The organism is Mesorhizobium sp. M1E.F.Ca.ET.063.01.1.1 (assembly GCF_003998155.1).
Classification (GTDB): Bacteria; Pseudomonadota; Alphaproteobacteria; order Rhizobiales; family Rhizobiaceae; genus Mesorhizobium.
Genome location: NZ_RZSC01000080.1, coordinates 1 through 15,172, shown reverse-complemented (window position 1 = coordinate 15,172; position 15,172 = coordinate 1). Strand labels below are relative to the sequence as shown.

Genomic DNA, 15,172 nt, shown 5'->3' with positions numbered 1-15,172 from the left:
ACGAACTCTTCTTTCTGGCTCATCACGCTTCTGGCCTCGAATGGCATCCCGAACCCCCTCGCGCAAAACGCGCAAAACTGTTCGCGATGTCTTCGCACACCTGTTCGCGATGTCCCCGGTCCAAACACCCTTGTGGGAGAAGGTGGATCGGCGCGCAGCGCCGAGACGGATGAGGGGTGTTCCAGCGGAGTGAGGCGCTGGCTTTCCCTGGAACACCCCTCATCCGTCGCCTTCGGCGACACCTTCTCCCACAAGGGGAGAAGGGGAAGTCGGTGCCGCCTGCTCTGTACAATGGCGGCTGCAGGAAGTACGAACGCCCAAATTCGTTCGGCTGGCGCAGTGCCGGCCTTGTGCTCCGCGACGAGCACAGAACCCCGAATCCCGAAAGAACAAGATGTCCAGTTTCGAAACCATCGTGCCTGCGCTTGCAGAGGCGTTGCAAAACCGCGGCTATGTCGAGCTGACCGCAGTGCAGAAAGCGGTGCTGGCGCCCGAGCTTGGCGTGGCCGACGCGCTGGTCTCCGCGCAGACCGGCTCCGGCAAGACCGTCGCCTTCGGTCTTGCCCTGGCACCGAGCCTGCTCGGCGGCGCGGAACGCTTCGCCGATGCCGGCGCGCCGCTGGGGCTGGTGGTGGCGCCGACGCGCGAGCTGGCGCTGCAGGTGCGGCGCGAGCTGGAATGGCTCTACGCGCTGACCGGCGCGACTGTGGCGTCCTGCGTCGGCGGCATGGATATGCGCAGCGAGCGGCGCGCGCTGGAGCGTGGCGCCCACATCGTCGTCGGCACGCCCGGCCGGCTGCGCGACCACATCAGTCGCGGCGCGCTCGACATGTCGGCGCTGAGGGCCGTGGTGCTGGACGAGGCCGACGAGATGCTCGACCTCGGCTTCCGTGAGGACCTCGAATTCATCCTCGACGCCGCGCCCGCCGAGCGGCGCACGCTGATGTTTTCCGCCACCGTGCCGCGCTCCATCGCCGCGTTGGCGAAGAACTACCAACGCAATGCCGTGCGCATCTCGGCCGGCGGCGAGGCAAAGCAGCATCTCGACATCGAGTACCGGGCGCTTTCCGTGGCGCCGGCCGATCGCGAGAACGCCATCATCAACGTGCTGCGCTACTACGAGGCACAGAACGCGATGGTGTTCTGCAACACCCGCGCCGCCGTCAACCATCTCACCGCGCGCTTCAACAACCGCAATTTCTCGGTCGTGGCGCTTTCGGGCGAGCTCAGCCAGAACGAGCGCAGCCACGCGCTGCAGGCGATGCGCGACGGCCGCGCAAAAGTCTGCATCGCCACCGACGTGGCGGCGCGCGGCATCGACCTGCCCAATCTCGACCTGGTCATCCATGCCGACCTGCCGACCAATCCTGAAACGCTGCTGCATCGCAGCGGGCGCACCGGGCGGGCCGGGCGAAAAGGCGTGAGCGCGCTGATCGTGCCGGGCAACGCCCGGCGGCGCACCGAGCGGCTGCTTGCCAATGCCGGCCTGACCGCAACCTGGGCGCGCCCGCCCTCTGCCGACGAGGTGCTGCGCCGCGACGACGAGCGCATCCTGGCCGATCCGGCGTTCGGCGAACCGATCAAGGACGAGGAGCGCGATTTCGCCGCCGCTCTTCTCGAGCGGCATGGCGCCGAGCTGGTGGCCGCCGCTTTCGTGCGGCTCTGCCGCGGCAGCCGCTCGGCGCCCGAGGACCTGCTCGAGATCGCGCCGTTCGCGCCGTCAAAGGAGAAGGCCGCGCGCAGGGACGAAGCGCCCGGCCGCCGCGACGAGTTCGGCGACAGCGTCTGGTTCTCGCTGTCGGTGGGACGCCGGCAGAATGCCGAGCCGCGCTGGCTGATCCCCATGCTGTGCCGCAGCGGCAACATCTCCAAGCGCGAGATCGGCGCCATCAAGATGCAGCCGGAGGAAACCTTCGTGCAGATCGCGGCCGACTGGGCCGACCGGTTCCTTGCGGCGATCGGCCCCGACCGCAAATTGCAGGGCAGCATCGCCGTGAAGCGGCTGGACGGCACGCCGGACCTGTCGCGAGCCGGCTACCAGCCGCCGAAGCCGGAGAAGAAGCCGCATCGCGGCAAGCGCGCTTTCGACCAAGGCGCCGCCCAAGGTGCTCACAAGCCGAAGTTCGAGAAGCGCGCGCCTGCCGATCAGCGCACTCCATTCGAAGCAAAGCCGTGGGCCAGCAAATCCGGTAAACCGGCCAAGCCGAAATTCGACAAGCCAGGGCGGGCGAAGAACAAGAAATCGAAGAAACGACCAGCGTAGGTTCGCAATTAAAGTTGGTAGCTGACCGGCGGGAACATCGGCAACCTTCTTCGGCAGCAAATCGCGACCTTCGAGATCGGCGGAAGCGGCTGAACTTCGTCATCCACGGGCGGAGCGGGAGCGAAGCGGACGCGTAGACCCGAGGATCCATTCCGTGACCTCGCGCGAAGAGTAGAGACGACGCAGAACAGAGGTCGTTCTGGACCGCTGAAACGCTCATAGGTCACGGTATGGATTCTATGGTCTGCGCTGCGTCGCTTCGCTCCTTGCTCCGCCATGGAATGACGAAGGTGTGGTGCCCGCGAAGTGGCGCTGCTGCGTATGACGCTTGCGAACGGCCGCGACTTTGGACAGTCTGGACCACGCGATGCGGGGGACACGGCGATGCGCGGCGAAGTTCTTCACTACGACCAGGAGCAAGGCTTTGGTTTCATCGCCGGCGCCGACGGCAAGCGCTATAGCTTCGCGCGCGAGGACCTGCGCCGCGAGATGGCGCTGGCGAGAGGCGCCGAAGTCGAATTCCAGCCGAACGGCGACCGGGCGAGCAACGTTTTTTCCGTCCGCGCCCGTGCGACCGGTCCGATGGAGAGCGCAGCTCCCATCGCGGCGGCCACCGTTCCCTTGCCGGGCAGCGCGCCCATAGCGCCTACCCATTTTGGCCGCAACGCCGAGAGCGGGGCGGTGGAATCCACCGGCCTGTGGAGCTATTTCTGGCGCGGCCTGACCACGAACTACGTCAACTTCTCCGGCCGTGCCCGTCGCAAGGAGTTCTGGGGCTTTTGCCTGTTCTGGACGATCGGCCTCGTCGTCGCCATCGGCGTCGGGCTGACCGTGGACCTGTCGCGCGGCGAGGGCGGCGCCGACGAGCCGATCGTCATGCTCTGCCTTATCGGCCTCTTCTTCCTGTTGACGTTCCTGCCGTGGATCTCGCTCATCGTGCGCCGCCTGCACGATCTCGGCCTGACCGGCTGGCTCGTGATCCTCTGCCTCCTGCCCTATGTCGGTGGACTCGCCACCTTGGTCTTCGCGCTGATCCCCACCCAGGCCGGCGACAACAAATGGGGACCGGTGCCGGCCGGAGTGAGGTTCTAGGCGCGGGCGCCGTCCGCGCCGAAGCTGTCAGCCGAGGAACTTGGCGATGATGGCGTCGCCCATCTGAACGGTGCCTACCTCGGTCATGCCTTCGGACATGATGTCCTTGGTGCGCAGGCCGTCGTCGAGCACGGCGGCGATTGCCGCTTCGAGCTTGTCGGCTTCCGCCACCATGCCGAAGGAATAGCGCAGGCACATGGCGAAGGAGGCGATCATCGCGATCGGGTTGGCGATGCCCTTGCCGGCGATGTCGGGCGCCGAGCCGTGCACCGGCTCGTAGAGCGCCTTGCGCTTCTTGGTCTTGACGTCCGGCGCGCCGAGCGAGGCCGAAGGCAGCATGCCGATCGAGCCGGTGAGCATGGCGGCGATGTCGGAGAGCATGTCGCCGAACAGATTGTCGGTGACGATGACGTCGAACTGTTTCGGCCAGCGCACAAGCTGCATGCCGCCGGCATCGGCCAGCATGTGGTCGAGCTTGACGTCGCTGTATTTGGCCTTGTGCGTCTGGCTCACCACCTCGTTCCACAGCACGCCCGACTTCATGACGTTGCGCTTTTCCATCGAGGTGACGTGGTTCTTGCGCGTGCGCGCCAATTCGAAGGCGACGCCCGAGATGCGCTCGATCTCGAATGTGTCGTAGACCTGGGTGTCGATGCCGCGCTTCTGGCCGTTGCCGAGATCGATGATCTGCTTCGGCTCGCCGAAATAGACCCCGCCAGTCAGCTCGCGCACGATCAATATGTCGAGGCCCTCGACCACGTCCTGCTTGAGCGAGGAGGATGCCGCGAGCGCCGGATAGCAGATCGCCGGGCGAAGATTGGCGAACAGTTCCATGTCCTTGCGCAGGCGCAAAAGCCCGGCCTCGGGCCGCACCTCGTAAGGCACCTTGTCCCATTTCGGCCCGCCGACGGCGCCGAACAGGACTGCATCCGCCGCCATCGCCTTTGCCATATCGGCATCGGAGATCGCCGCGCCATGCGCGTCGTAGGCGCAGCCGCCGACCAGCCCCTCGTCGGTGACGAAACCGCTGCCGAGCTTCGCGTTCATGGCGCCAATCAACTTCTTCACCTCGGCCATGGCCTCGGGGCCGATGCCGTCGCCGGCGAGCAGGAAGAGATTTTTGGAAGCCATGGAGAAACGTCCCGGAGAGAGAGAATTGAACCGCGGCCTTGCTAAACGGCTAGCGCTTGCCGCGCAAGCCGGAAGAGGACAACCTCGTTACTTGGCGATCCTTCGCACCCCCCTCTGCCCTGCCGGGCATCTCCCCCGCAAGGGGGGAGATTGGCAGCTTCGCCGCCGGCCATCTCTTTCAGACGTCAAAAATTGGCGAAAAGGCAGATGGCGTCCAATCTCCCCCCTTGCGGGGGAGATGGCCGGCAGGCCAGAGGGGGGTGCTGTCCCGCCGACGTCTCGCAAACTGCAGCGCCAACGAGAGAAGCCCTCACCGGTGCGAGAGAATATTCACCAAGCGCCCGAACGGGTCGCGCACATAGAAGCGCCGCACGCCCCAGGGCTCGTCGGCCGGCCCGTATTCGATGGCGAAGCCGGCGGCCTTCATGGCATCGAGCGCCTCATCGACATTGTCGACCTCGATCGAGAGGTCGGGCACCGGCGTGCCAGAGCCGCCTTGCGCCATGAAGCTGACTTGGATGGTCATGCTGCCCTGCGAGCCGTAAGTGGCGATCCAGCCCATATCCATGAGCAGATCGAGGCCGAGGACGTCCTGATAGAAGCGCTTTGCCGCCGCGATGTCGGGCGTTTCGATATTGGCGACAATGCGCCTGACCTTCACCATGAGCAACTCCTTGCCTTATGCGTGTCCGGGAGCCCTCCGCATTTTGGGCGACTGTATCAGGCCGTTCGCCGCAGCGCCGTCACCTCGATCTCGATCTTCATCTCCGGCTTGTTGAGCTGGCAGACGATCATCGTCGCCGCCGGGCGGATGTCGCCGAACACCTCGCCGAGGATCGGGAAGACGACGTCAACATAGGACTGGTCGGTGATGTAGTAGTGCGCCCGCACGACATCGGCCATGTCGAAGCCGCCGTCGGCCAATGCCTTTGCGATGGTCGCGAGACAGTTGCGCGTCTGCGCCTCGACCGTCTCGGGCATGGTCATCGTGGCATAGTCGTAGCCGGTCGTTCCCGACACGAAACACCAGTCGCCCTGCACCACCGCGCGCGAATAGCCGGCGGTTTTTTCGAAGGGGGAGCCGGTGGAGATGAGCTTGCGCATGGGGTGCCTCGCGTTTTGTTGCGGGCATTCTGCGGGGACGGCGGCAATCTGGCCATAGGCCAAGCAATGCGGATTTGAGGTGCAAAAATCTCTTTGATGCTGGCGGGACAGTACCCCCCTCTGGCCTGCCGGCCATCTCCCCCGCAAGGGGGGAGATCAGCAGCTTCGGCAGGCCACCATTCTTGCAACATTGAAGATTAGCGAAAGTCGTGGTGACGACCGATCTCCCCCCTTGCGGGGGAGATGCCCGGTAGGGCAGAGGGGGTGGGAAGGATCGCGGCGATGGTCATTTCCCGCTGGTACGCGACCCACGGCCGGCACCATTGCCAAAACCCTAATTCCCCGACCCCTGCGCCTCGTCCAGCGCCTTCTTGATATCCGCCGGCCAGCTTTTCATGTCGGGCCAGGCCTGCGGTTCGCCATTGTCGCCGCGGCGGGCGAAATAGACCTGATGCTTGACCGGGTCGACCGCCATGAAGCCGTCATTGCCGCCGCAGTCATGCGGCACGCAACCGCTGGCGTAGAAAGCGCCGGAAGCGGTCTTTTCGGTGCCGCCGCCGACCAGCAGGCTGGTCGCCATGTCGGGCATGTCCTTTCCGAGCAGCGCCTCGCCGGCCTTGTAGACGGCCTCGTTGTGGAAGGCGTCGATGATGTTGTCGTATTTCGACGGATCGACATCCTTCCAGTCGGTGCCCGGTTCCGGCGTATAGGTCAGGTTGCCGGACGTCGTCAGTCCGCCGGTCGGCGACCATTGCAGCGCCGGCCGCGATTCGCCGGGCAGGAGATAGGGCACGTAATAGATGTCGCTGTCGGAAACCGCGGCCGGCGGCGCGCCGCACTCGTCCTGCTCGACCGTGGTGGTCTGGATCTCGCCGCCCTCCGTCTTCCAGGCGATGACGCTGGCCGGGCCGCATTGGTTGCCGCCATCGCCGACATCGAACAGCGCCACCTTGACCCCGCCGACCTCGACGATCTTCTCGAAGAAGACGTCGTAATTGCTGGCGAGCTGCTTGCCGTCATAGGCCAGCACCTTCTCGCCATACTGTTCCTGCTGGGTGATGGTGAACTGGCCGCCTTCGAACGGGATCGGCGCCTGCTTGTCGTCCTCGGCCTGGGTCGCATTGGCGGTGTTCGAGGGGTCAGCGGCGTCGCCGGACGGATCCTCTGCCGGTACGAGCACGTTGTCGGTCTGTGCATGGGCGCCGGCCACCGGCATCAACACCCACACCAACGCGCAAGCGCCAGCCAGAAGCGAGTGTGTCATGACTGTCCCTCCATTCAGCCGCCACGAACCCGGCCGCTTGCGGCCGGGTCTATCCGTTCAACGCTTCAGGCCCAGGGGCGCAGCTCAGCGTTTTTCTTCTCGAACGAAGCGATGGCGCCGGCCTTCTCCATGGTCAGCCCGATGTCGTCGAGGCCGTTCAGCAAGCAGTGGCGCTTGAAGTCGTCGAGATCGAACTTGACCACGCCGCCATCCGGCCCGCGGATTTCCTTCGCTTCGAGATCGATCGACAGCGTCGCATTGGAGCCGCGCGAGGCGTCGTCCATCAGCTTGTCGAGATCTTCCGGGCTCACCGTGATCGGCAGGATGCCGTTCTTGAAGCAGTTGTTGTAGAAAATGTCGGCGAACGAGGTCGAGATCACGCAGCGAATGCCGAAATCGAGCAGCGCCCAGGGCGCATGCTCGCGGCTCGAGCCGCAGCCGAAATTGTCGCCGGCGACCAGGATCTGCGCCTTGCGGTAGGCCGGCTTGTTGAGCACGAAATCCGGGTTCTCCGAGCCGTCGTCCTTGTAGCGCATTTCGGCGAACAGGCCGGTGCCAAGTCCGGTGCGCTTGATCGTCTTCAGATAATCCTTCGGGATGATCATGTCGGTGTCGACATTGACGATCGGCATGGGCGCGGCGACGCCGGTGAGCTTGGTGAATTTGTCCATGGTCCTTGCCCGTCTCGGTTTTGCGGGAATTGCTGGCGCACGCTTTACACAAAGCGGCCGGCAAATGAAAGGCAACTGTTGGCAGTTGAGTTTGGGCCATCGGACACAAGGTCGGCATCGCCTGCTTTCAAAACGTCGATCGATCGGGCACCTTGGCGGCATGGCGCCGACTTCGAAGGTCCTCTACGCAAGCGAGCCCACGCTCGATGTTGCCGAATTCCGCCGCGTGCTGGTGGAATCCGGCCTCGGCGAAACACGGCCGGTCGATGACGAGGCCCGCCTGAAGACGATGCTCGGCAATGCCAATCTGGTGCTGACCGCGCGTCTCGATGTCGAGGGCAGGCCGCTTGTCGGCCTCGCGCGCGCCATCACCGACTTCTCCTGGGTCTGCTACATTTCCGAGCTCGCCGTGTCCGCCTCGGCGCAAGGGCTCGGCATCGGCAAGGGCCTGATGGACGAGGCGCGTCGGCAACTCGGCCCTGCGGTCGGCATCAGCCTGATCTCGTTGCCCGACGCCGTCGGTTTTTACGAGCGCATCGGCATGAAACGCATGACCGACGCTTTCTGGTTCTCCCGCAAGCACTGACGCCATTCACCGGCAAGTGATTGCTTGGGTTTGTCACGCCGCTTGACATGCAACCAAATGGTTGCATATTAAGGCCATGAGCATGGATGCCGTCTTTCGCGCCTTGGCCGACCCGACACGTCGGCAATTGCTGGACAGCCTCTATGCCCGGAACGGGCAGACGCTGAATGCGCTCTGCGAACGGATGGACATGACACGCCAGGCGGTGACCAAGCACCTGGCGATTCTGGAAGAAGCGAACCTCGTCACCACCGTCCGCCGGGGCCGCGAGAAGGAGCACTACCTCAACCCCGTTCCGATCAACGAGATCGCCGAGCGCTGGATCGGCAAGTTCGAGCGCCATCGGCTGGATGCATTGAGCGACCTGAAGAAGCGGCTTGAAAGGGAAGAGCCATGAGCGACAACAGTTTCGTCTACGTCACCTATATCCGCACCACGCCCGAAAAGCTTTGGACGGCATTGACCGACCCCGAGTTCAACCGGCAGTTCTTCCTCTGCTCCTATCAGGAGAGCGACTGGAAGGTGGGCTCGAGCTGGAAGCTGATCTTCCCCGACGGCCGCGTCGCCGACTCGGGCGAGATTCTCGAGATCGACCCGCCCAGGCGTCTCGTCATCAAATGGCGCAACGAATGGATGCCGGAGCTGAAGGAAGACGGCTACACGCGCTGCACCTTCACCATCGAGCAGGACGGCGATTTGATGAAGCTTGCCGTCACCCACGAGGCCGACGGACCGCACAGGCTGATCGAGAACGTCGCCAAGGGCTGGCCGCTGGTCCTGGCGAGCCTGAAGAGCCTGCTCGAGACCGGCAAGGGTTTCGAGCGCCCGCCGTCAAAGGGCTGAGGCATCGTTTCGAAATCGAAACGAAAGGAGGTTGCGATGATGCTCGGGCATTCCTGGCCGCAGGCCATGGCGAACACCGAGACGGTCATGGCTTCGGCAGAAATCCTTGCCCCTCCCGAGCAAGTTCTTGCCGCGCTCGTCACGGATGAGGTCGGGCGCTGGTGGGGCTCGGCGGACACCTACCGGATGATTGGCTGGGCCGCCGATCTTCGCGTCGGCGGCCGATGGAATGTCACCGTGAAGACTGCCGACGGCGGGCATCTTCCCGTCAGCGGGAGATTTGTCGAGATCGAGATGCCGCGCCGCATCGTGCAGACGAGGCGCTACGAGCGGGACCATCCGACGCTCGGCCGCCACGAGACCACCGTCGCCTATCTGCTGGAACCGACCGTGGCCGGCACGCAGCTCACGATCTGCCACGGCGGTTTCGCCGGCTTCCCGGACGCCGCGGCCGAGCATGCCGAAGGCTGGGCAAGAGTGCTTGGGTGGCTGCAACGATATTTTGGCGAGGGAAAGCAGGCGGCTTAGCGCCTCCCCCTTCTCCCCTTGTGGGAGAAGGTGGATCGGCGCGCAGCGCCGAGACGGATGAGGGGTGTTCCAGCGGAGTGAGACCGGTGTTCCCTGGAGCACCCCTCATCCGTCGCCTTCGGCGACACCTTCTCCCACAAGGGGAGAAGGGGGCGCTCCTCAAATCACATTCAGCTCCCGGAACGCCCGGCCCTCCGCAACGCGCCCATACCCGAACGCCGTGCAATCCACCGTCCGATACCCGCCATGCACGATGAGCTCGGAGAGCGCCTTGCCGACCGCCGGCGCCTGCTGCAGGCCGTGGCCGGAGAAGCCGTTGGCGAAGAGGAAGTTTTCGACCTCCGGATGCGGCCCGATCACCGCGTTCTGGTCGAGCGTGTTGTAGTCGTAATGCCCGACCCAGGCGCGCGTCGGCTTGATCGCCTCGAAGGCGGGGATGCGGGTGGCGAGTACCGGCCAGATCACCTCTTCGAACAGTGGCCAGTTGACCTCGAAATCCTTGGGATCGGGTGCGTGATCGCCTTCCTCTGGTTCGGCGCCGCCGGTGATGTAGACCGAGCCTTCCGGCCGCACATAGATGCCGGAGGGATCGACCAGCAGCGGCATGTCGGCGTATTTCTCGCGCGCCTCGAAGACGAAGACGTTGCGCTTGCGCGGCTCGACCGGCAGCTCGAGCCCGGCAAAAGCGGCGACCTTGCCGGCGTTCGGGCCGGCGGCGTTGACAATAATGCCGGCTTCAAGCGCCTCGCCATTGTCGAGGCTCACGCTCGCGACGCGGTTGCCCTGGCGCGCGATGCCCGTGACCGAGGCCGTGATGAGGTCGATGTTCTTCTCGCGCAGCGCCTTGCGGAACAGCATCAGCATCGCATGCGCGTCGAACCAGCCTTCGCCGCTGCGGCCATAGGCGCCGGCTGAAATACCCTCGGCCGACAGCCAGGGGAAGCGGCGCGTGAGTTGGTCGGCGTCCTCCAGCACGATATCGGCGCCCTCGGCGATCTGCGCCTCGTGATTGGCCTTGAGGATCGGCAGGCCCGCCTCGCCGGCGAGGATCAGATAACCGCCTTCGCGAAAACCGATGTCGGCATCGGCGCCGAAAGTCTCCTTCAGGCGCCGGAACAGTTTCAGCGTGAACTGCGACAGGCGGATGTTTTCCGGGATCGAGAATTGCTGGCGGATGGAGGCGCAGGACAGCGTCGTCGCCGCATGGGAGAATTGCGGATCGCGCTCGATCAGCGCGATGGAGCCGGTAAAGCCCTCTTCGCGCAGATAGTAGGCGACCGAGGAACCGACGATGGCTCCGCCGATGATGACGATGTCGTAGCGCACTTGTCTCTCCGATCCACCCGGTCCTCACGCGACCGGCAAATTGATCTCGAAGCGCGTGCCGCGCTCGCTGTCAACCAGCCTGATCGTGCCATCATGGGCTTTCAGGAGGGCCAGCACGATGCCCAGCCCCATGCCGGTGCCGCCGGCCTCGCGCCTTGTGGTGAAGAACGGCTCGAACACTTTTGCGCGGTTGCTGACCGAAATGCCGTCGCCGTCGTCGCCGAAATGGACGGCCGCCCTTTCGCCTGCGCTTTCGGCACCGATCGTAACCTGCTTGGCGCCGTGCCTGGCTGAATTGTCGATGAGGTTGGCGAGCACGATCGCCAGATTCTCGCCCGAGATGCCAAGGCCGGTATTGCCGCCCTCGGTGCGCACCTCCAGCCTGGCATCGACCGGCAGCAGGGCCAGCGCGGCATTGAGCGTCGTGCTTTCGCCGCTCGGCGCGAGGTTTTCGGCGCGCGCCAGCTCCAGCAGCCGCCGCACCAGGAGATTGAGCCGGCCGGCATCGGTAACGATGTTGTTGGAGAAACGCCGCCGCTCGGCCTCGTCCATCGTCCCGCCGGAATCCCTGAGAAGCTCCGCCGCGCCCTGGATCGCCGTCAGCGGCGATTTCAGCTCGTGCGAGACATGGGTGGCGAAGGTCTGGATGCTGTCGGAGCGCGCCTGCAGTTTTTGCGCCATGTCGAGGAAAGCGGCCGACAGTTCCGCCATCTCGCGCGTGCCGTGATGATCGAGCGGCCTGATCGCCTCGCGATCGCCGGCGGCGATGCGCTTTGTCCGCTCGATCAGCGCATAGATCGGCCGGCTGACGGTGCGGATGAACACCAGCGCGATCAGCAACGTGCCGCCGAGAATCGCGATTGCCGCAAGCGTGACCTTGCCGCGCTCGCCGTAGAGATGCTTGACGATGTTGTTCGGCGTCCGCGACAGATAGACCACGCCGGCGACTCGGCCTTCGACCTCGACCGGCAGGGCGACGAAGACGCGTACCTTGGTGCCGCGGCTCACCGAATAGAGCGGCGGTGGCGGCTGGTCGGGGATCCTTAAGCGGAGCTCGCTGGCATAGACGCCGGAGAGCGCCCTCCCTACCTCCTCGACCTTGCCGAGCGACAAGCCCAATTCGTCGCCGCCGGCAATGACCACGCCATGCGGATCAAGCAGGCGGAAGCCGGCGAGCGTCGTCTTCTGCGTCTCGTCGAGGATGCCGTTAAGCCGCGCGCCGATCGCCGCGAAGGCCGGATCGGCGGTCGCGGGAAGCGCCGCCGGCCGCGACGGCATGACATCATCGGAAGCCAGATCGAGCTGCGGCTCGATCGGCTGGTAGGGATAGTTGCTGTCCCTTGCAGGATCAGCCGAGATCGGCGCGCCCAACCGTTCCGGGGCAATGCCGGCCGCGCGCACCGCGTCGGCATAAACTGCTGCGACGACCGCGCCCTGCGCGATGAGCTCGCCCTCGGTCTGGCGGATCAGCTGGTTCTCATAGAGCCGGAAGAAGAACAGCCCGACAAGCGGCAGCGCCATCACCACGATCAGGATGGCGACGACGACGGTGGCGAGCCGCGGCCGCCAGCTTTCCTTGCTCAACCACCGCATCGGCCGAGCCGGAAGCCGACGCCATGCACGGTCGCGATCGCATCCACGCAGCCGACCGCCGCCAGCTTGGCGCGGATGTTGCGGATATGGCTGTCGACGGTGCGTTCCGAGACGTGGATGTTGGAGGCATAGGCATTGGCCATCACCGCGTCGCGGCCGAGCACATGCTGCGGCCGGGCGAGGAAGCCTTTCAGAATTGCGAACTCGATCGCCGTCAAGGTGAGCGGCTTGCCTTCAAAACTCGCCGCATGGCTGGCCGGCACCAGCATGAGCTTGCCATGCGCGAACTGCCGGCCGTCCGCTTCTTCCTCCACCGCCACTGGGCGGGCGCGCCGCAGGATGACGTTGACGCGGGCGACCAGCTCGCGCGGGCTGAACGGCTTCGTCACATAGTCGTCGCCGCCCATCTCCAGCCCCAGGATGCGGTCGATTTCTTCGTCGCGCGCCGACAGGAACAGCACCGGCACGTCGGAGCGTTGCCGGAGCCGCCGGCACACTTCCAGCCCGTCCATCTCCGGCATGCCGATGTCGAGCACGATGAGGTCGGGCGCGCGGCGCTCGACCGCCTGCAGCGCCGCTGCGCCGTCGGCCACGGCAGCCGTCTTCATGCCGGCCTTTTCCAGCGCGAAGCAGATGATCTCGCGGATATGCGGATCGTCGTCGGCGACGAGGATATTGTGCGGCATGGATCAAAGGTCCGGCGAATGGGGTTTGGTGACGGCAGGATTAGCAAGCGCGCCGCGCTTGTCGAGAGTGCGGCGGCGCAATTGCCAGTCGCGAAAATTCCAGGCGCACCGGTTTTCCCAGGCGGCGCGCGCCCGTCATGGCCGGGCTTTCCTGGCCTTCCGAACGATCCGCCGCGATCTCGGCACAAAGGCCAGCAACGTCGCCGTGGGGCGAACCCTTTGCGGCTCGGCGAGCCACCAGCCTTCGTTGCGGAGGCGCCGGGGCAGGGACCAGCGGGATTTGTGATGTGTTCGCATGGCGCCCTGTGTGGCTGACCGGAACGGAAAGCTGACGGCGGATCGGAGGAGGTTTTCCGCAAGGATTTGCAGTTTTCGTGCAGGGCGCTGCCGCTATCTCCCCCCTCGAGGGGGAGATGGCCGCGAAGCGGCCAGAGGGGGTCGTCTCGCGTAGATCGCCAGCGTCATTTCTCGTCGCGCAAGGCGCCGGCGCTTCACGCGCGGGGACCCCCTCTGTCGCCTTCGGCGACATCTCCCCCTCAAGGGGGGAGATTACTCCGCGCCTTGCCTCGCCCCGCTCCAATCGGCATAGATCGATCATGACCAGTGACCCCTACCGCCCGCGCCGCTCGGTGCTTTACATGCCCGCCTCCAACGACAAGGCGCTGGCGAAGATCGCCTCGCTTGCCTGCGACGCCGTGATCATCGCCCTCGAGGACGGCGTGGCACCCGCCGACAAGGTTTCAGCCCGCGACAAACTTGCAGGCGTCTTGGCCGCGCGTCCGCAGCGGCGCTGCGAGATTGTGGTTCGCATCAATCCGCTCGGATCCGAATGGGGCATCGACGACCTGCTGGCCGTCGCCAAGGCCGGGCCGGACGGTATTCTCCTGCCCAAGATCGGCACACCGCGCGACATCCTCGAGGCCGGCGACCTGCTCGACGACAATTTCGCGCCCGACACGGTGAAGCTGTGGGCGATGATCGAAACGCCCAAGGCGCTGCTCAACATCGGCCCCATCGCCGAACTTGGTCGCGACCCGGCTTCCCGCTTGGCTTGTTTCGTTGCCGGAACGAACGACCTGGTGAAAGCGACGGGCATTTTGGCAACGCCCGACCGGCGTTATCTCATGCCTTGGCTGATGCAGCTTGTGCTCGCCGCCCGCGCCGGCGGCCTCGACGTGATCGACGGCGTCGCCAATGATTTTCGCGACCTAGACGCCCTGGCGCGAGAGTGCGCCGAGGCCGCCGCCATGGGTTTTGATGGCAAGTCGCTGATCCACCCCGCCCAGATCGAGCCGGCGAACCGCGCCTTTTCGCCGGCGCCGGAGGCGCTGGCCGCGGCGCGCGCGATCCGGGATGCGTTCTCGCGGCCCGAAAATGCCGGCAAGGGCGTCATTGCGCTGGACGGCCGCATGGTCGAGCGGCTGCATCTGGCCGAGGCCGAGAAACTTCTGGCGAAGGCCGCAATCATCGGCGCATGATGCGCTGGAGCAATTCCAGGAAAAGTGCGTAGCGGTTTTCCGTCCGGAATTGCGTCAAAACAAAGGAATAGAATGTCGCCCAAAAGTGCAGCGGGCGACATTCATAGTTCATAGACAGACATTGGTCATGACAGGGTCGAAAAAATGAAACTTTACCGCTTTCTGTCCGGTCCGGACGACGCCACCTTCTGCCACAAGGTGACGGCGGCCCTTAACAAGGGCTGGCACCTGTTCGGCTCGCCGACCTATGCCTATGACAAGACGACCAAGTCGATGCGCTGCGGCCAGGCCGTGGTGAAGGACGTCGAAGGCCAGGAATACACCGCCGACACCAAGCTCGGCGATTGGTAGGGATGGAGCGGCGCCCCTCTCACTTCGTCCTAAGGCGGAGCAAGGATCGAAAGCCTTGAGATTAGGCGATAAGAAAAGGAACTGTGACGCCGCGTTCCTTCACACCCCCCCTCTGGCCTGCCGGCCATCTCCCCCTCAAGGGGGGAGATTGGCAGCTTCCCTCGACGGTGCTTTTCATTCAACGCTGGTAGTTGGCGAAATCAAAGGCGACGATCTGATCTCCCCCCTTGAGGGGGAGATGGCCGGCAGGCCAGAG

The 15,172-nt window shown here is 65.0% G+C and carries 16 protein-coding genes; 8 read left to right on the top strand and 8 right to left on the bottom strand.

Going from position 1 to position 15,172, the window contains the following annotated elements:
• Positions 1–394 precede the first annotated feature (394 nt).
• Together EOA29_RS09395 and EOA29_RS09390 are read left to right on the top strand one after the other, a co-directional pair.
• Positions 395–2,263 (top strand): DEAD/DEAH box helicase, encoded by a 1,869-nt coding sequence (locus EOA29_RS09395; protein ID WP_126091134.1) that lies wholly within the window; start codon positions 395–397, stop codon positions 2,261–2,263.
• Positions 2,264–2,647: 384 nt separating this feature from the next.
• The gene (locus EOA29_RS09390; RefSeq protein WP_126091133.1) at positions 2,648–3,355 is read left to right on the top strand and encodes a DUF805 domain-containing protein; all 708 of its coding nucleotides are present in this window, start codon (positions 2,648–2,650) and stop codon (positions 3,353–3,355) included.
• Between the two features lie 27 nt (positions 3,356–3,382).
• On the opposite strand, the gene leuB is transcribed toward EOA29_RS09390, so the two are convergent.
• From leuB to leuD, 5 genes are all read right to left on the bottom strand, one after another.
• The gene (leuB, locus tag EOA29_RS09385; RefSeq protein ID WP_126091132.1) at positions 3,383–4,486 is read right to left on the bottom strand and encodes a 3-isopropylmalate dehydrogenase; all 1,104 of its coding nucleotides are present in this window, start codon (positions 4,484–4,486) and stop codon (positions 3,383–3,385) included.
• Positions 4,487–4,796: 310 nt separating this feature from the next.
• Positions 4,797–5,147 (bottom strand): VOC family protein, encoded by a 351-nt coding sequence (locus EOA29_RS09375; protein WP_126095697.1) that lies wholly within the window; start codon positions 5,145–5,147, stop codon positions 4,797–4,799.
• A gap of 59 nt (positions 5,148–5,206) precedes the next feature.
• Positions 5,207–5,590 (bottom strand): RidA family protein, encoded by a 384-nt coding sequence (locus EOA29_RS09370; protein ID WP_126091131.1) that lies wholly within the window; start codon positions 5,588–5,590, stop codon positions 5,207–5,209.
• A 334-nt stretch (positions 5,591–5,924) separates the two neighbouring features.
• Positions 5,925–6,854 (bottom strand): hypothetical protein, encoded by a 930-nt coding sequence (locus EOA29_RS09365; protein WP_126091130.1) that lies wholly within the window; start codon positions 6,852–6,854, stop codon positions 5,925–5,927.
• 65 nt (positions 6,855–6,919) lie between these two features.
• Positions 6,920–7,525, bottom strand: a complete 606-nt coding sequence (gene leuD, locus EOA29_RS09360; protein WP_066991643.1) for a 3-isopropylmalate dehydratase small subunit — start codon at positions 7,523–7,525, stop codon at positions 6,920–6,922.
• A 160-nt stretch (positions 7,526–7,685) separates the two neighbouring features.
• Here leuD and EOA29_RS09355 point away from each other — a divergent pair, with 160 nt between their 5' ends.
• The 4 genes from EOA29_RS09355 (at position 7,686) to EOA29_RS09340 (ending at position 9,482) form a co-directional block, all read left to right on the top strand.
• On the top strand, positions 7,686–8,111 hold the full coding sequence (locus EOA29_RS09355; RefSeq protein WP_126091129.1) for a GNAT family N-acetyltransferase: 426 nt from the start codon (positions 7,686–7,688) through the stop codon (positions 8,109–8,111).
• A 76-nt stretch (positions 8,112–8,187) separates the two neighbouring features.
• Entirely contained in the window at positions 8,188–8,508 is a 321-nt protein-coding gene (locus EOA29_RS09350) for a metalloregulator ArsR/SmtB family transcription factor (RefSeq protein ID WP_095809696.1), read from the top strand.
• Positions 8,505–8,954, top strand: coding sequence for an SRPBCC family protein (locus EOA29_RS09345; RefSeq protein ID WP_126091128.1), 450 nt, complete (start codon positions 8,505–8,507; stop codon positions 8,952–8,954). Before EOA29_RS09350 ends, EOA29_RS09345 begins: the two co-directional genes overlap by 4 nt.
• 36 nt (positions 8,955–8,990) lie before the next feature.
• Positions 8,991–9,482, top strand: coding sequence for an SRPBCC domain-containing protein (locus tag EOA29_RS09340; RefSeq protein ID WP_245464841.1), 492 nt, complete (start codon positions 8,991–8,993; stop codon positions 9,480–9,482).
• Between the two features lie 159 nt (positions 9,483–9,641).
• Here EOA29_RS09340 and EOA29_RS09335 read toward each other — a convergent pair whose 3' ends face one another.
• The 3 genes from EOA29_RS09335 to EOA29_RS09325 are packed head-to-tail and all read right to left on the bottom strand — an operon-like array spanning position 9,642 to position 13,087.
• Complete coding sequence (locus tag EOA29_RS09335) at positions 9,642–10,808, bottom strand: FAD-binding oxidoreductase (protein WP_126091127.1); 1,167 nt, start codon at positions 10,806–10,808, stop codon at positions 9,642–9,644.
• A gap of 24 nt (positions 10,809–10,832) precedes the next feature.
• On the bottom strand, positions 10,833–12,401 hold the full coding sequence (locus EOA29_RS09330) for an ATP-binding protein (protein ID WP_126091126.1): 1,569 nt from the start codon (positions 12,399–12,401) through the stop codon (positions 10,833–10,835).
• Positions 12,389–13,087 (bottom strand): response regulator transcription factor, encoded by a 699-nt coding sequence (locus EOA29_RS09325; RefSeq protein WP_126091125.1) that lies wholly within the window; start codon positions 13,085–13,087, stop codon positions 12,389–12,391. The genes EOA29_RS09330 and EOA29_RS09325 overlap by 13 nt, the downstream gene beginning before the upstream one ends.
• Positions 13,088–13,683: 596 nt before the next feature.
• Here EOA29_RS09325 and EOA29_RS09320 point away from each other — a divergent pair.
• The gene (locus EOA29_RS09320) at positions 13,684–14,565 is read left to right on the top strand and encodes a CoA ester lyase (protein WP_127220816.1); all 882 of its coding nucleotides are present in this window, start codon (positions 13,684–13,686) and stop codon (positions 14,563–14,565) included.
• A gap of 144 nt (positions 14,566–14,709) precedes the next feature.
• The gene (locus EOA29_RS09315) at positions 14,710–14,916 is read left to right on the top strand and encodes a DUF1737 domain-containing protein (protein WP_126091123.1); all 207 of its coding nucleotides are present in this window, start codon (positions 14,710–14,712) and stop codon (positions 14,914–14,916) included.
• Positions 14,917–15,172 lie beyond the last annotated feature (256 nt).

Coding starts and splice junctions, on each gene's coding strand:
- EOA29_RS09395 (WP_126091134.1), top strand. CDS start 395: ATGTCCAGTTTCGAAACCATCGTGCCTGCGCTTGCAGAGGCGTTGCAA.
- EOA29_RS09390 (WP_126091133.1), top strand. CDS start 2,648: ATGCGCGGCGAAGTTCTTCACTACGACCAGGAGCAAGGCTTTGGTTTC.
- leuB (WP_126091132.1), bottom strand. CDS start 4,486: ATGGCTTCCAAAAATCTCTTCCTGCTCGCCGGCGACGGCATCGGCCCC.
- EOA29_RS09370 (WP_126091131.1), bottom strand. CDS start 5,590: ATGCGCAAGCTCATCTCCACCGGCTCCCCCTTCGAAAAAACCGCCGGC.
- EOA29_RS09365 (WP_126091130.1), bottom strand. CDS start 6,854: ATGACACACTCGCTTCTGGCTGGCGCTTGCGCGTTGGTGTGGGTGTTG.
- leuD (WP_066991643.1), bottom strand. CDS start 7,525: ATGGACAAATTCACCAAGCTCACCGGCGTCGCCGCGCCCATGCCGATC.
- EOA29_RS09355 (WP_126091129.1), top strand. CDS start 7,686: ATGGCGCCGACTTCGAAGGTCCTCTACGCAAGCGAGCCCACGCTCGAT.
- EOA29_RS09350 (WP_095809696.1), top strand. CDS start 8,188: ATGAGCATGGATGCCGTCTTTCGCGCCTTGGCCGACCCGACACGTCGG.
- EOA29_RS09345 (WP_126091128.1), top strand. CDS start 8,505: ATGAGCGACAACAGTTTCGTCTACGTCACCTATATCCGCACCACGCCC.
- EOA29_RS09340 (WP_245464841.1), top strand. CDS start 8,991: ATGATGCTCGGGCATTCCTGGCCGCAGGCCATGGCGAACACCGAGACG.
- EOA29_RS09330 (WP_126091126.1), bottom strand. CDS start 12,401: ATGCGGTGGTTGAGCAAGGAAAGCTGGCGGCCGCGGCTCGCCACCGTC.
- EOA29_RS09325 (WP_126091125.1), bottom strand. CDS start 13,087: ATGCCGCACAATATCCTCGTCGCCGACGACGATCCGCATATCCGCGAG.
- EOA29_RS09320 (WP_127220816.1), top strand. CDS start 13,684: ATGACCAGTGACCCCTACCGCCCGCGCCGCTCGGTGCTTTACATGCCC.
- EOA29_RS09315 (WP_126091123.1), top strand. CDS start 14,710: ATGAAACTTTACCGCTTTCTGTCCGGTCCGGACGACGCCACCTTCTGC.